Origin of the sequence: Halobellus captivus (assembly GCF_007655485.1) — an archaeon.
Taxonomy (GTDB): domain Archaea; phylum Halobacteriota; class Halobacteria; order Halobacteriales; family Haloferacaceae; genus Haloquadratum; species Haloquadratum captivum.
The window spans coordinates 209,968-225,390 of record NZ_VJXQ01000005.1 but is presented as its reverse complement, the minus strand read 5'-3'; the positions used below and the strand labels follow the sequence as shown (position 1 = coordinate 225,390).

Below are 15,423 nucleotides of genomic sequence, written 5' to 3'. Positions count from 1 at the left end.
CCTCACCCTTCATCCTTAACTAAACACGACCGTTGACAGACACCGAGAGGTGATCCGGGAGGTTAGCGACGAGACGCTTGAGAGCGTCCTGTTCACCGGCGATCTCGAAGACCATCTCACTGTCAGTGCCGTACTCGACCGGTGGCACGATGAGCAGTTCCGTATCGGTGAGGAGATCCCGAAGACGACCGGCGAATCCTTCACCACTCTCCCGGATGTAGACATAGAAACTGCGGTCATCGATCAGTGTCACATCGAACTCTTGGATGGACTCTGTGGCTTCGAGTGCCGCGAGGTATTCCTCACGTCCGTTCTCACCGTTTCCGACGATCTGGAGTAACGTAGCGACGTACTCAGGGTTCGAGAAGTTCCAGTGCCGCAGGTACACCCGTTGAATCGAATTTTGCTCGGTGAGGAACTGGTGCATTGGGTGCCGTGCCCCGGGGGGGATCCGGATCTGTAACTGGAGGTACCGCATTACTAGAGGGTTATCTCCAACGATAGTTAAATAGAGGTGGACGTGTCCGACAGAAAGCCGGAGTTCGAGTATCGAAAATACGTATATATGAGTTCAAAAGTGACATATCCTCCCGGTCCACGCGGACTGCCAGTTATCGGCAACACTGTTGATTTGAGCCGTGACATCCTCGATTTTTATGAGCAGTTGCGTGATGACTATGGTCGCGTCGCAAGCTACGAAGTATTCGGGACAGACGCGTGTATGGTCGCCCACCCGAATGCGATCCAGCAGGTGCTCCTTGACAACCACGAGGCTTTCGAGAAAGGTGAGGTTCTAACCCGGAACCTCTCCGACGCGATGGGAGAAGGGGTATTTTTGACCGGCGGCGATCAGTGGCGGAACCAGCGGACGCAGATACAACCAGCGTTCTACCGCGAACAATTGAACACGTACGTCCCCGAGATGCGTGCTACTGCAGCAGAGACAGTCGAACAGTGGCGCGACGGGATGGTCGTCGACGTTAACGACTGGATGACTAGGACGACGATCGACGTGCTCGGTCGGACGTTATTCGGTGTGGATGTGACGGAGAACCCCGTCATTTCGGAGGCATCGGATGCAATCCTCGCACGATTCGATACGAGTCGGTTCTGGTCGTTTCTTCCAGACCGGATTCCAACACCGACGAATCGGCGGTATAGACGGAAACTCACCGAACTCCAGACGTTCGTTGATGAGCTAGCCGACCGGCGCCGGGAACAACACCCCGAGAACCGTGGCGATGACCTACTATCGATCCTCGTGAACTTTGTCGAGGCAGGCGATTTGACCCAAGAAGAGCTCCGTGATAACATCGTTACGTTCCTCTTTGCGGGGCACGAGACGACGGCTCTAGGACTGACGTACACATTACTCTGTCTCGCTCAGCACCCCGACGAGCAAGCCAAGCTCCAAGCCGAAGTGGGTGCGGTCTGTGAGGGCGTCGTAACCGCAGAAAGCCTACCGGAACTCGAACGACTGGAGTCCGTGATCGACGAGGCGCTGCGTCTCTATCCTCCAGTGTATATGTTCTTCCGCGAAGCGACGCAGGACGTAGAACTACAGGTCTTCGATATTCCTGCTGGCACGACGTTAGTCATACCACAATGGGCTGTCCACCGTGACTCGAAGTGGTGGGACGATCCTGAGACGTTCCGTCCGGAACGGTTCGCCAGCGATACCGACAGGCCAGAATACGCGTACTTCCCGTTCGGTGGTGGGCCCCGTCACTGTATCGGGATGCGCTTCGCACGGATGGAGATGAAGGTCGTCCTAGCGACGATTCTCGGAGAGTACACGTTCGAACTGTCATCCGACCCGAATCCGGACCTAATCGCCAGCACGAACCTCAAGCCTGGCGAGCCGATCGAAATCAAGCTAGGAAACGATGACGCAGAGGATCGCAGTCGGTGAGGGAAGCGATCAGAGGAGTATTGTTGTGACTTATTGCCGTCTTGCGATTTTCTGGAAAGATAGTTTTCATCGAATCATCAAAAACGGGATGGTGCGTTACTTATCTGGAGATCGTCAGTAGAGGATGTCAGATGTACCAAGAAGACGACATATATTACGAGCGCCCGCTGCTGTCAGCAGTGCAGTTAATCGAGCATACAGTGTCGATATCGTCGAATTGCGTACCGGTACGATCCATATGAGATCCCTACAGTCAACAGTAGATAGATCCCGAAGCTCACGAGGAAGACGGGCGTGAAGACGGGATTGCCGGTGGCGGCAAACCACGTCACTACCAATCCGAGGATTGCCCCGCCCAGAGCTTCCGGATGCCGTCGCGGAGGACCTTGAGTTCGATGAGCCCGATCTCGACGTCGTCGATGGTGGTACAACCCGATAGTTCGTCGTCGAGTAGCACTGTTCTCAACGCTGGAATCTGGACGTACGTTCGACCTCGTACCTTGGCCAGGACCCCGACAGTGCCAGCGTGGCCGGTTTCAACCGTCGTTCACCACTGGTTTGACTGATCCCACGCTTCTCAGGGCCACCAAACAGGGCGGAGGTAAGTTCAAAAACTCATTTGACAATTAGAGCATACTATCCTCACAATGGCTGTACTGAATGAACTCTCGGGATGTCGTCGAGGAACTCTCTCGGGGGGAACCACGATGTCGCCATAACCAGCGTATTCGGTACCCACCCATTGGCCAGTGTTGGACAATTAACGATCGTCTAGATCGGGAATGAGCCGATTCATCAGGAAAACGTACTACTTCTGGCGAAGGTATTTACAGTAGTCCGATGAATCGAAATTATGCAACGCCGAGTATTCATCGGTGGCATCGCATCAGGAGGGATCGGATTTTTCGCTGGTTGTCTCTCCGCAGACCGGGACGGTGGTGAGGTCAGGGGGGAGTACACGATCGATCCAGCGACGACCGAATTCGACTACGACTGTCAGGAGGCAGAACTCTTCGAAGACACGTTCAGTCTCTCGGGGAAACTAACCTCTCGTGTTGTCGGCCACTCGAGTGTCGAGTGGCACATCGATATGGACGCAGACAGGAGACTCGACGTCTCCATCTACAGTACCGAGCCTCGCTCGAGAACCAATGGTCGATTCCCAGCTATCGAGATCGTCGACCCGGACGGCGAGGTCGTCCTCGAGGGCCGGGATTCGTCGAACCTTTACGATATCGCGACGGAAACCGAGGGTCGATACGTGGTGCGGGCTCTGAGTAGAAATTTGACGAAAGGTGGAGACAGGTGGCGGGTCGAGGTTTCGTGGTACCAGAGTGCTGACTGTGAATGATCCAATACTCGATTGGTTGTGTCACCTGCTTGTTCTCGCCATCGCTCAGTTCGCCGCTGTTCCCGTCCTCGGAACCGACACCTGTCGGCAAGGGATCGATGCACCCACGGTCGGCGAATCTGCAGACGGCGGGGGAAGAACTTGACCAGAGCTGGATGAGAAACTCGAACGGCCTGTGACCCCGAATCAACCCAGACAGCAGAGCTTTCCGTGCCTACTGGTCGCTCCACCTCATCAACGCTTGGAACGGAACAGCTGCGACTCCTTGATAGGCGTGGTAGCTGACGACGGTCGCCCGGGGACAATGGGATACACTCGATCATCAATGTCTGCGGTCTCGGTGGCCTTTCGCGAAGTTCGTCAAAAGGTGAACTGATGAAGTCTGTGATCGTCCAGTAGTTGGGCCCCATACAGCATATTGTTCGAAATATTGTTGGATAGGTTTACGCCGATGAGCGATTCACGCTCTGTATCTCACACGCCGATCTGAACCGCTTATCGAATTGGAATCTCAGTTGCGATGTTGTTGGATCTGTACTCGTTCTGAGATCATCGATTCAGCAGTATTCTCCCAACTACCCCAGAGAAATCCCACACCAATAATTATAACCCAACAAATATACGACAGAACAATCCCCATATAAATCCCCATCAATCCAAGATTTAGTACAATTCCAAGCAGATAGGACCCTCCAAGCATAACTACGAAGGAACCAATTAAACGTGCATAGAAGGGTGTCCGGGTATCACCAGCCCCCCGAAGTGCGCCCGCAAGAGGGAAGAAAATACCGAAGAGGAACATTGATACGGCAAACACTCGCGTGAACGTGACTGCATAATTGAGTGTTGACGCATCCTGGGTAAATAGCCCCACAATCTGATTAGCACTCACAAATAGTATGCTACCAGCAATCGTGAGTGTAATAACACTGAATCCGAGGATTACAGTTGCAGTATTCCGTGCACTACCAGGATCTCCCGCTCCTAATTCTTGGCCAACCATAATACTTGTCACAGTACTAAACGTTCGATGTAACGGACCGCTCACTTGCTGATAGATCCGTCGGCCGATATGGAATGCAGCGTTTACTTCGGTGCCAAATAACAACAACAGTGCATTGAATGGAAAGTTTGCGAGAGAGGTAGCCATTCCTTCTGCGAAGGTTGGAATACTAATCGTGATCAGCTGCCGAGTAATCGTGAACGATTCAGGTCGAGTGAATGAGAGAGATGTCCAACCCAGACCAATCACCGAAACTGTTGCGAACGCCTCAAATGTTCGACTAATCGCGGTGGCAACGCCAACACCAATTATCCCCCACCTCGGCGCGATCCAGATCCCAAGTCCCAAACTTACTGTTAACAGGATATTGATGACATTTGTGCTGACATTGATGAGCATAGGCGTCCGTGTATCACTTGCTCCTTGAAGCGCGCGAGAGCCAACGAGCCCGATAATTCTCATCGGTGCAACAGCAAAAATGATTGCTAAGTAAATCCCTCCTTGGCGTACAACTGCTGAGTTAGCACCGAGTATCTCGATAAGTGAATGACTAAATAAGAGTCCGACAATAACTATTGGGATACCGCAAACTGCACCAATGAGGAGAGCCTGCGTAATCGATTCATCACGAGTTAGCGTAGCACCTCGCCCTGTATCTTGACTTGAGAGAGCAATTGATCCTGCACCAAGCCCAAGTCCGACTCGAAGTGGAATCTGTGCATACAAATCTGCAAGCCCAATTGCGGCTACCGCAGCAGGTGAGAAAAGGCCTGTGACAATAATATCGACAGTTCGCATTAGCGTATTTAACATCTCTTGAACAGCAATGGGCCATCCGAGAGTCAACATCCGTGACCAAATTGAGAAAGCTCGGTCCGGGATCCATAGCATACAGTCCTAAAAGAGGTACTGTATGTATAAGAGGGTGGTTCAAAAGACAGCACTTCTGTATGTATACTCTCTACTGACTCTGGGGAAGAGTACCGTCAGGCTGTTTTCGACCAAGGAATCGAGACCGGTCAATATCTACGGCGGTACGGTCACAAAGTTTTCAGTGTTGATAAATTTATGATAATCTAAGTTAGCCCGGCGGTAGCAACCTCGGAACAGCGGGGCGAATAGAGCCAAGACTAACGCAGAAAGTAACATCATCGATAGTCGAACTATTTCCTGTTGCTGATAGAAATTTATTTGATTCCTCGGTGTCTCATTTCACTATGGCTATCCTAGCTGCGGTTGATGAAAATGAACGGTCAAGGCAGGTTGTAAAAATCGGCTACGATCTCGCAGAGAAATACGACGATACACTTATTGCACTACACGTTGCCCCACAGGAAGAATTTGAGGCACACAAGGATTCGCTTCGGGAGATCTCGGGATTCAATGATATCTCATTCACACAGCACGAGGACAGTGCCAAGCGGTTTGTACAAAAATTCGTCCAAGATACGATTGAGGACCTTGATGAGGATCGACTTGACCCACGCGGACGGGTTGGAGACGTCACAACCCAGATACTCGCAGAGGTGTCGGCTGTTGACCCCCGGTTCCTTGTCATTAGCGGCCGCCGTCGGTCCCCGACCGGGAAGGCGGTCTTCGGAAGCACCGCACAGAACATCTTGTTGCAAGCGGAGTGCCCTGTAGTGTCCAAATTAGATTCCTGAGTACGTGTTCTGAGATTTCGACAAGTTCGGATCAACAAGGGTTTTGACGATACGTATCGTTTCGACGCTGGAGTTACAAATCGAACTGCTCGATTACTTCCGGAACCACGTCGAAGAGGTCATCAACGATACCATAGTCGGCAATATCAAAAATTGGCGCATTAGGGTCACTGTTGATTGCGACGATCGTATCGGAGTCTTTCATTCCTGCCACGTGTTGGACGGCACCGGAGATACCGATCGCGATGTACACCTGCGGTGAGACGACCTTCCCTGACTGACCGACCTGATGGTTGGCAGGGAGCCAGTCGTTGTCGATAATTGGCCGCGAGGCTGCGACAGTCGCATCGAGAGCATCCGCGAGATCGAAGACGAGAGAGAGGTTTTCCTCACTATCGATACCCCGGCCGACGGACACGAGCACGTCAGCCTCGGTGATATCGACATCTCCGGCTGCTACTTCACCGAACCCGGTTACTGTCGATCGAATCGCGTCTTCGTCGATCGATACATTAACCGCTTCAACAGCGGCCTTCCCGGGTGCGATAGTGGGATCCCATTCCGATGGCCGAATCGTAATCACGGAACGGTCGCTTCTGATACCGATCGTGGTCTCGACTTTCGAGCCGTACATTTCTCGGGTCACAATGAGACCATCTTCGGTTTTGATCGAAACCACGTCAGTGACGATCGGACGATTAAGTCGAACGGCCAGAGCAGGAGCGAAATCCAAGCTGTTCGACGTGTGTGGAAGGAGAATCGTACTCGGATCAATCGCATCCACGAGTTGGACGATCACCTGGAGGTAGACATTATGGTTGAATTCCTCGTTGCGATCAAAAGTGTGAACGGTGTCTACCCCATCGAGATTTAGCTCCGAAGCAAAGTGGTCGACCGGGTTTCCAATGACGACCACGTGGAGAGGTTCGCCCCGGTCCTCAGCCAGTTCACGCCCAGCAGTGATGAGCTCAAAACTCACGTCGCGGATCTCACCATTCCGATGCTCAGCGACGGCGAGCACACTCATTCTTTCACCCCCAACTCCTGCAGAACGCCAGAAAGCTCCGTGGCTGTTTCCTCGGGGGTTCCTTCGAGGAACCGCACTTCTGATTCGCTTTCGGGTTCATTCATAGAAAGTAAGTGAATAGAGGAGTCAAGATCGCTTTCCGAGAGACCCAGGTCAGTTAAGTCCTTGACGTTCAGGGGTTGGCCCTGAGCCCGTCGGATACCCCGCATACTGGCGTAGCGGGGTTCATTGATCCCCGTCTGGATCGTAAACACTGCAGGCAACTCGATATCGACAAATTCCTCGATACCACCTTCGAGTTCCCGGTGAACGCTCGCAACACTGCTATCCGATCCGATATCGAGAGCGTTCACGACTGCTGCCCACTCGTATCCGAGTTCCTCAGCCAGTGCCACCCCCGTCGCCCCGAATCCATCGTCGCTTGCCTGAACGCCGGTCAGAACGATGTCTGGATCCTCCTCACGTGCAACTGCGGCGAGAATTGTTGCCTTCACATTGGGACTGACTAGACTCTGCTCAGTGAGCCTGTCGTCCCAAACCCGGATGGCACGATCCGCTCCCTTTGCAAGGGCCATTCGGATGGTTTCCTCGCACCGCTGTGGCCCGATAGAAACGACGACTACCTCGACATCGTCGTTTGATTCAGCGAACGATACTGCCTCTTCGATGGCGTAGTTATCCCATTCGTTCAGAGTGTAGTTCAGCGATGATTCAGCAACCTCAAGCCCCGAGATTTCGAAGTCGTCGTATACCTCTGCGACTTCCTTGACTGTGACAAGGATTTTCACACCGTCGAGCTACCACTAGCGGTGTAATGAAGATTTTGTTTCCCTCGCTGAAAAAGGTCTGCCGTCACCGTCACTTATATATCAGTACTATATGGTGGAATATGTAGGTTATGGTGAATTCGCTGGAGACCTCAACGGTAGTTGTGACAGGGGCGGCGTCCGGTATTGGAGCGGAAACCGCGCGAAAGTTTGCCCACAAGGGTGCGAACGTCATTGGATTCGACATCGAAGCAGAAGACCTCCGTGAGCATTTTGACGACTTAGAGGAGGAAACGGGAGCGGAACTCGTTCCAATTCAGGTAGATCTCACGGTTGAAGACCAAGTCGAGGCCGCGGTCCAACGGGCGGCATCAACGTTCGACGGCATCGATATCCTCGTAAACAACGCGGGCGTGGCTTTATCCGACGAGGTTGAGGGAATGGAGACGGAAACGTACCGCGCCGAAATGGGCGTGAATGTTGACGGCACGTTCTTTACGACTCGCGCCGCGCTTCCGCACATCCGAGCCGTCAGTGGGAACATAATTTTCCTGGGGAGTTACGCAGGCTGTTTCCCTCGACCGTACTCACCCGTCTACGCGGCAACAAAGTGGTGGATCCGGGGGTTCGCTAAGAGCCTTGCCGGACAGATCGCCGATGATGAGGTCGCGATCACAGTAATCAACCCCTCGGAAGTGCACACGAATCTCGCTGACGGAGCGATGAAAGAGCGGTTCGATGAGGAGAAGATCGCGAGTCCAAAAGATATCGCATCGGCGATTACGTTCGCCGCCTCACAAGAAGAACCGCTGACCGTGAGTGAACTCGATCTGTACCGTCGTAACCGGTTCAGAGATTTCTGAACTGAGACTCACTCAATCGGGAAACCTCGACATTCAAGCATTGATAACGCCGGTTCCGTCCTCGAAGCAGACGTTGGTTCCGAACGGTTCCGAGATCGTACTGATGTACTCAATGATTGCTTCCGCCTCGGCGACCGATGGTTTCGTTGGGATCCCGGAGTGAGAGATTGGTTCATCCTGCAACCGTGCAGGATGGAGCGTGATCGTTTGTACGCGCCCCTCGTCGGTAAACTCGCAAACGGGAACCACAGGGCGACGGCCGAACGGTGGTCCCAAGTAGCCGTCGGGTGGGGAGATTGCACGCTTGTATGCGGTGGGCCGAGCAGCCTGACCGTCAGACGGAGAAGCCAAGTGCGGGTCAACATCCAATGTGTGCGGGAATCGCTCGTAAAACTCCATAGGGAGCCGATCGACAGTGTTGTTCGTCATAATCAGATCCCCGGGATCGTAGAAGATCGGTTTTCCATCGTAGATTTCGATTGGACGCAGCACGTGGCTTCCCTGACCGACAAAGAGATCGGTCCCTGCGTCGATGCAGTCCCGGGCAAACTGTTGGACGAATGCTGGTGGGTCGGCGAGCCCACCATCCGGATCCCACGCGTGGGTGTGGAGATGCGTAATGACGAAGTCAGCCTGTCTTGCTGCAGAGCGAATCGCCCGTAGATTTCCCTCGCGGTCACGTTCGTCCGCGATCATTTGGGGTTTCTTGTGGTCGCTCTCGTAAAATTTTGTGAGCGTATTATGTAGCCCTGGGGGGTGTAGGGCCCATTCACCGTCACGAAGTTCTGTGATCCACAACCCGAGCTGTTCGGCGAGTGATTTGATGCGTTCCAGCGTCGGCTTATCCACCGCGTGATGGAACCCAAGCGGGTTCAATCCTGGTCGCCCGCGGTGATCATACCGCGCTGCTCCCGCGCGACTCCACGGCGCAAAAGATGTGGTCATCGATACGAGCGCGACGCGTCCTATGTTAGTATCGAGAAACACAGGTTCACGGGCTTCGCTCAAGTCTTCACCAGTTCCGGCGATGGGGAAATCTGCGGAATCAAACGCGTCCCACGTGCGTCGGAGAGCACCATACCCGTAATCAAGCGCGTGGTTTGAGGCGTGAGAGACTACATCGATCCCGAGCCACTGTAACTCCTCAACCACAAATGATGGCGACCGCATCCATGTCCCACCCGCCTCGGCTGCTGCGTAGACACCGTCATCGTTGTAGTCGTGAATGAGTGTCTCGAAGTGTGTAAAGCCGACATCCGCGGAGCGGAATATCTCAGCGATGTCGTTAAGTCCGGGGTCGTTCAATGACGAGAGACGGCGGTTGATAATCGAATCGCCCGAAATCGCGATTGAGTCAGTCACAGATAATGACCTCCTCAGGACTGATCTTCTGCCCGGCTGACACTATATGGGGGCTGTACATCTTGTGAGTAGCGTACTGGACCAGTCTGCTTATAGATTCGGTTCACGTGCCGGAATCGGACAGCGACAATTACGGTCCATTATCGGGGTTAGTGAAAGCCGACGGAAGTAGATTAGCTAAATTCAACCAGATCAAACAGATCATCGATCGATTCCTTTGTCTCAAGCGTATCGATCCACGAGATTACTGCATCGAGACGGTCTGTTGGCAATCGGTTCCCGGCTGCGATACGAAGCTTGGTTCGCATTTCATCGCTTCTCAGCTCGAAGGTGTTGGTGGGTCCTTCTCTGACTTTTCGTTCGAAGGAGTCTGTTTCAGTCTCAATTCGGAGTACAAACGGGTCGCGGTGTTCTGTTACTTCAATTCGGTCAATAAGTGTGTGTACCCGTTCATCGTCGATGTTCTTTTCGGCGAACTGCTGGGGTCCCATCTCTTGATCAATCAGTGCTCGGGCAACACACCACGGGAGGGAATGATCCGCGGTGTTTCGATTCTGCGGCTTCCATTTCGCGCCCGTTGCACACACGTCGATAGTGTGTTTTGAGACACCCATCTGGATACCGACAATCTCCGTCCAGTGGAACTCTTGTTCCGCTAACAGAGAAAAGACCGCATCCATCGCGTCCTGAATGCCACCACAGACCGGATAGGGTTTGATCGACGTATCGGCGATCAAAAAGTCTCCCCCGTTTCCAGCAAGATCACCGACTTCGATATCGATGGGGTGTGTGAGGAGGTTCGAGAACCCGGACTCACCTTCAACTACGTGCGTCGGGCCAGAGAGTCCTGACTTCGCTAGTTTTACCGCTACAACAGCGTTACGAGCGCCGTTTCCAAATGCAAGACCCTTCCATTCTGTGAGTTCCCCAGCTCGAGCCTGCCACAGGCCTATGTGACTGCTTAGCGCGATGTTCACCGCCTCCGCGAGCTCCGTTTCAGTGAGTCCGAGAAGTCTCCCGATCGCGAGCGTACAGGATGCCTGTCCGATCGTCACATGATCGATTCCGTCAACGTGCAACGCGGTCTCGTCGATGAGTCTGCAGTATATCTCGTAGGCGAGGACGGTCGCGGTTAGCAACTCTCGACCATCACTCCCGGTGGCCTGAACGACCGGCAGGAGCGCACCGATGTTGCTTGACGGATGACCAGCGGATGGCGACTCGTATCGATCGTTCCAGCTCAAGTAGCTGTCATTCCAGTCGAGATAGCGAACCAACCCGGCGTTAGCGAAAGCGGCGTACTCAAGCGGAGCCACCTTCTGTGTAGTCAGAATCCGGCCCGATCTTTTGGCCGGTTGAGAAGCCGAAAATTCGATGAGCCGTTCGAGTGCCGGGTCTTCACTCCGTGCACCTCCGATTCCACATACTATCGTGTCGAGGATTCGCCCCTTCGCTATCCGAACCGTATTGTCGTCAAGGTCAGCGTAGGAAAGATTCGAAGCGTACTCAGCGAGATGATCGACGACTGATTCATCGGGCATACTGTCGGGCACGGCGTGGTCAGAAATAAAGGTGGCAGTTGGAAACAAACAGAAGTCTGCGTGGTCGAATGGAGCGGTTATACTTCGATATTTATGCCGACGTTCTTCGTCTGTGTGTAAGTTCTGATCGCCTCTAGACCTTTCTCTCGGCCGATCCCGCTTTGTTTGAAGCCGCCGTGCGGAGTTTGAGTACCGAAAGCATAGTACTCGTTGACGAATACGGACCCTGCTTGGATGTTCCGTGCGAACCGAAGAGCTCTGCCGACATCACTCGTGAAAATACCGGCTGCGAGTCCGTAATCTGTGTCGTTGGCGATTTCGAGCGCTTCAGATTCGTCGCTGAATTCGATAACGGTCAGCACCGGCCCGAAAATCTCCTCACGTGCAATCCGCGAATCGTTGCTCACACCGTCAAATATTGTTGGTTCGACGTAGTATCCGGTTCGGTCAGGTGCGCCACCAATAATCGGCTCTCCGACCTCTTCCCTGCCGATCTCAATGTAGTCGGTGACGCGTTCGTACTGGGCGGCGGAGACTAACGGTCCCATATCTGGATCATCCATCGGTGGACCGAGTGTAAGTTCGCTTGCGGCCGCAACGACGCGGTCGACCAGTTCATCGTGAATGTCCTGGTGTACGAGGAGGCGAGAACCTGCCGTACAGGACTGTCCGGAGTTTGCACTGAATATCCCACGGAGGATGCTAGGAACTGCGGCGTCGAAATCGGCGTCCGGGAAGATCACGTGAGGACTTTTTCCACCGAGTTCCAAGTGAGGTGCTGCAACGTTGTCAACCGCCAATCGGGCCACTTCACGGCCGGTTTCCACTGAGCCGGTGAAGGTGAGGCTGTCGATATCTCGGTGGCCAGCAAGCGCGGCACCAGCCTCCGTCCCTCTGCCGGGAACCACGTTGAACACTCCCGGTGGGAGACCAGCATCAACCGCCAGACGGGCTACTTCAAGCGCACTGATTGAAGTCTCTTCGGCAGGCTTGTGGACCACAGTGTTCCCAAAGGCAAGTGCCGGAGCTATCGAACGCCCGATGATGCTCGTAGGAAAGTTCCACGGCGTGATGTGGGCGGTAACGCCCATCGGCTCCCGGATTGTAAAATCGACGTACTCCCATCCCATTGGGATAGTGTCGCCCTGTACCTTGTCGGCGAGCCCAGCGAAATACTCAAAGTAATCGATGCAGCTTTTGATGCTGAACACCGCCTGTGTATACGGTTTGCCAGATTCCAGTGCCTCGATGACGGCCAGCATCTCCGAATGATCTCGAATCGCATCCGCAATTTGGAAGAGCACCTGACCCCGTTCCGTGGCTGAGGTCGCACGCCACTCATCTAGTGCTTGTCGTGCAGACGATACAGCGCGGTCAACATCTGCTTCGGTTCCTGCACTGATCTCGACAAGCGGCTGTTCCGTCGAAGGGTCGACGGTTTCGAAGCGTTCTCTGTCGACAGGCGTGTCCGGCTTTCCGTCGATGAAGAAACCGTATTCCTCCCGTAATTTACCCTCTGGTGGCTCAAATTGTCCCATACGAGGTTGAAATCCTCCCCACGCATATATATTTCCCCGGGTTGGGAAACCAGCTATCAATGAAAAGTGCGGCACGAAACGGGGATCGAGGGACCGAATTATGTTGTTCAATACTCGAATCGGTTACCGATCAGCCGTCGATCGAATCCGGGAGTTTCTCACACTTCTTGGCCTCTTCGACGAGGACTGAGACAGTATCGCTCGCTGTGTGCATACTGAGCACGCTTGCCGTCTCAATAGCAGCCATAATTTCATCAGTGGAGGCCCCACAATCGAGGGCGTTGTTGACGTGCCGCCGGACTGCATCTGCGTTAAGGTAGGTCGGCGAAACGCAGATGGCAATACAGATCAGTTCCAAGTCGACGTCGTCAAGCGGGCCGTTCTCCACTGGGTGTATCCAGTACTCGAGCGCATACTCTGCCCAATCTTCGTCAAATGCCGAAATCGCCTCGAACGCATCCGCCCAGTCGCCAACAGGCCGGTCTGCTGTGACTCTCCCGTGCCCATCCGTGGCGTCTCCCGTCTCTCCATTGAGTTCCTCTCGAAGTATCTGTGAGCCCTCCATTGCTGAATGGACCCCGATGGTGCTCGCGAGCTCTATCACCTGTAAAATCTCCCAAAACGTAGCCCCGTGATCCTGCATAGCCATACTGATGTGAGCCCGCGTCGCTGGGACGTGGAGGTGTGTAACGGAACAATCGATGGCGATGTGGATCAGGTGCTTCAACTTCGTCCCAAGGACGTCCTTCGGGTGTGCAGAAAAGTCGAGGTAATATTCGAGGAACGCCGGGTCCGCCTGGAGGAGATAATCTTGGGGAACCCAGAAGCCCCGACGATCCCTGTACTGTTCTTTGACCCGGCGTTGCTGGTCGGTTAGCTGTTGGTCGCTCACCATCTATACCGGCTACAACTAAGCACCTTCTAATAAAATTGCGTTACCTAACAACTGATCGGATGAACAGTCGGACACTGAATGATAGCGGCCACGCACTGAGGAGTGGTGATTCCAATAAAACAGAAGACGTCCGGATATTGAACTCGGCTCCTTGATGCAAGTTTGGCGGACCAGACGATGTGCGCGTTTTACCAGGCACATCAACGTTATCCAGGCAAAATAAACTCGACAGGAGCGTGACGCAAAATTTAATGACTCAGGCGATGCCCGCTACGCATATGGGAAAGACCCACAAAGCAACTCGTACCGCCTACTTGGCACTGACCAAATTCACTAACGTACAAGAGGGGGAACACGTCTCTATTATCGCGGATGAATCAGGGATGGAGGAAAACGGAGAGATCGTCGATGCAATGTTCGGCATCGCGAGACAGATCGGTGCGACGACAAACTTGATCGTCATCGAAGATAAAGCACCCGGGCAAGAAGAAGGTGATACGCTGACAGCGGTGGCCAAAGCTGGGATTGAGGCCGCAGATGTACTGATCGGGATCACGCTGACGACAATCGCGTCGGTCACTCACCACGAATTTCCAGATACGCTGCGCGAACAGGGCGAACACCGCGGACTCGTGATGGCAAAACGGTCCTACGAGACACTGACGAGTCCATTCACGCTCGAGGCCGACTACGAGCGTATTATGGAGATTCAAGATGCGATAGCGGAGGTCTTCAACGACGGAGAGGTGGCTCACGTCACGAGCGAGAAGGGGACAGATGTCACGATGCGCATTGACGAACACGGCAGACCCCACGGTGGCGGTGGGTTTGCCACTGAACCGGGCGGATTTACCACTATGACGTGGGGAGAGTACGGACAGGCACCGAATGCGGGGAGCGCGAACGGCACGTTTGTCGTCGATGGTCCGGTCCAAGATCACGGCTGGCCGGAATCGCCGCTGGAGGTCGAAGTTGAGGACGGACGTGTGACGAACCTATCCGGAAACAGCGAGTACGTTCGGATGGTCGGCAACACCGTCGAGGAAAATAACAATGGGGGCAATATCGCCGAAATCGCGCTGGGAACAAATCCCATCCAGATGGAATCAGAGGACGAGAACGTAGTCAAAAAGACATTGGGGACGTTCCATACGGCTATCGGTAGTGGTGCGGCTTACGGTCAAGATGTCTACTCACCAGTCCACCACGATCTGGTGCTAATGAGTCCAACTGTCGAGGTCGATGGGACCACAATCCTCGACGAGGGTGAGTACGTGCTGTAAGCAACGCGATCCGCAGTCAACGGCGTTTCAAAACCATATCAACACGACCCAGATCAGTCATTGACCGCAACTGAACAAGTTGTAACCGCGATCAGTGATGGAACGTTACTCAGCTAGTGTTTCAGACGTGTCTGATATTCGGATGCGGTGCTGTTCACATAGGATAAATCCGGAACAGCACCTGTCTCCGTAGATGGTGCACGGACGTGGTCTCAAT

At 53.8% G+C, this 15,423-nt stretch carries 14 protein-coding genes; 5 read left to right on the top strand and 9 right to left on the bottom strand.

The window, feature by feature from the left end:
* Window positions 1–19: 19 nt before the first annotated feature.
* Window positions 20–478: a hypothetical protein gene (locus FJT57_RS13615; RefSeq protein ID WP_203229190.1), complete on the bottom strand. Its 459-nt coding sequence runs from the start codon at window positions 476–478 to the stop codon at window positions 20–22.
* A 42-nt stretch (window positions 479–520) separates the two neighbouring features.
* Between FJT57_RS13615 and FJT57_RS13610 the strand changes: the two genes are divergently transcribed.
* Window positions 521–1,912, top strand: a complete 1,392-nt coding sequence (locus FJT57_RS13610) for a cytochrome P450 (protein WP_238994000.1) — start codon at window positions 521–523, stop codon at window positions 1,910–1,912.
* A 331-nt stretch (window positions 1,913–2,243) separates the two neighbouring features.
* On the opposite strand, the gene FJT57_RS17215 is transcribed toward FJT57_RS13610, so the two are convergent.
* Window positions 2,244–2,369, bottom strand: coding sequence for a hypothetical protein (locus FJT57_RS17215; RefSeq protein WP_275264670.1), 126 nt, complete (start codon window positions 2,367–2,369; stop codon window positions 2,244–2,246).
* A gap of 396 nt (window positions 2,370–2,765) precedes the next feature.
* On the opposite strand from FJT57_RS17215, the gene FJT57_RS13600 reads away from it, so the two are divergent.
* Entirely contained in the window at window positions 2,766–3,263 is a 498-nt protein-coding gene (locus FJT57_RS13600; RefSeq protein ID WP_144906133.1) for a hypothetical protein, read from the top strand.
* Window positions 3,264–3,774: 511 nt separating this feature from the next.
* Here FJT57_RS13600 and FJT57_RS13595 read toward each other — a convergent pair.
* Window positions 3,775–5,157: an MATE family efflux transporter gene (locus FJT57_RS13595; protein WP_144906131.1), complete on the bottom strand. Its 1,383-nt coding sequence runs from the start codon at window positions 5,155–5,157 to the stop codon at window positions 3,775–3,777.
* A 326-nt stretch (window positions 5,158–5,483) separates the two neighbouring features.
* On the opposite strand from FJT57_RS13595, the gene FJT57_RS13590 reads away from it, so the two are divergent.
* Window positions 5,484–5,930: a universal stress protein gene (locus FJT57_RS13590; RefSeq protein ID WP_144906129.1), complete on the top strand. Its 447-nt coding sequence runs from the start codon at window positions 5,484–5,486 to the stop codon at window positions 5,928–5,930.
* A 73-nt stretch (window positions 5,931–6,003) separates the two neighbouring features.
* Here the strand turns inward: FJT57_RS13590 and FJT57_RS13585 are convergent, their stop codons facing one another.
* Both FJT57_RS13585 and FJT57_RS13580 read right to left on the bottom strand, forming a co-directional pair.
* Complete coding sequence (locus FJT57_RS13585) at window positions 6,004–6,957, bottom strand: electron transfer flavoprotein subunit alpha/FixB family protein (protein ID WP_144906127.1); 954 nt, start codon at window positions 6,955–6,957, stop codon at window positions 6,004–6,006.
* Entirely contained in the window at window positions 6,954–7,745 is a 792-nt protein-coding gene (locus FJT57_RS13580) for an electron transfer flavoprotein subunit beta/FixA family protein (protein ID WP_144906124.1), read from the bottom strand. Before FJT57_RS13580 ends, FJT57_RS13585 begins: the two co-directional genes overlap by 4 nt.
* A 110-nt stretch (window positions 7,746–7,855) precedes the next feature.
* Here FJT57_RS13580 and FJT57_RS13575 point away from each other — a divergent pair, with 110 nt between their 5' ends.
* A complete protein-coding gene (locus FJT57_RS13575) occupies window positions 7,856–8,587 on the top strand; it encodes an SDR family oxidoreductase (protein ID WP_144906122.1) in 732 nt (243 codons plus the stop codon).
* Window positions 8,588–8,620: 33 nt separating this feature from the next.
* Here FJT57_RS13575 and FJT57_RS13570 read toward each other — a convergent pair whose 3' ends face one another.
* The 4 genes from FJT57_RS13570 to FJT57_RS13555 all read right to left on the bottom strand — a co-directional run bounded on the left by FJT57_RS13570 (window position 8,621) and on the right by FJT57_RS13555 (window position 13,923).
* Window positions 8,621–9,949 carry a CapA family protein gene (locus FJT57_RS13570; protein WP_162524364.1) on the bottom strand — a complete coding sequence of 443 codons (1,329 nt, stop codon included), beginning with the start codon at window positions 9,947–9,949 and terminating at the stop codon, window positions 8,621–8,623.
* Window positions 9,950–10,122: 173 nt separating this feature from the next.
* Entirely contained in the window at window positions 10,123–11,490 is a 1,368-nt protein-coding gene (locus FJT57_RS13565; protein WP_144906118.1) for an MmgE/PrpD family protein, read from the bottom strand.
* Window positions 11,491–11,567: 77 nt separating this feature from the next.
* Window positions 11,568–13,028, bottom strand: coding sequence for an aldehyde dehydrogenase family protein (locus FJT57_RS13560; RefSeq protein ID WP_144906116.1), 1,461 nt, complete (start codon window positions 13,026–13,028; stop codon window positions 11,568–11,570).
* Between the two features lie 130 nt (window positions 13,029–13,158).
* Window positions 13,159–13,923, bottom strand: a complete 765-nt coding sequence (locus tag FJT57_RS13555) for a carboxymuconolactone decarboxylase family protein (protein ID WP_144906114.1) — start codon at window positions 13,921–13,923, stop codon at window positions 13,159–13,161.
* 278 nt (window positions 13,924–14,201) lie between these two features.
* Between FJT57_RS13555 and FJT57_RS13550 the strand changes: the two genes are divergently transcribed.
* Complete coding sequence (locus FJT57_RS13550) at window positions 14,202–15,206, top strand: aminopeptidase (protein ID WP_162524363.1); 1,005 nt, start codon at window positions 14,202–14,204, stop codon at window positions 15,204–15,206.
* The last annotated feature ends 217 nt before the right edge of the window (window positions 15,207–15,423 follow it).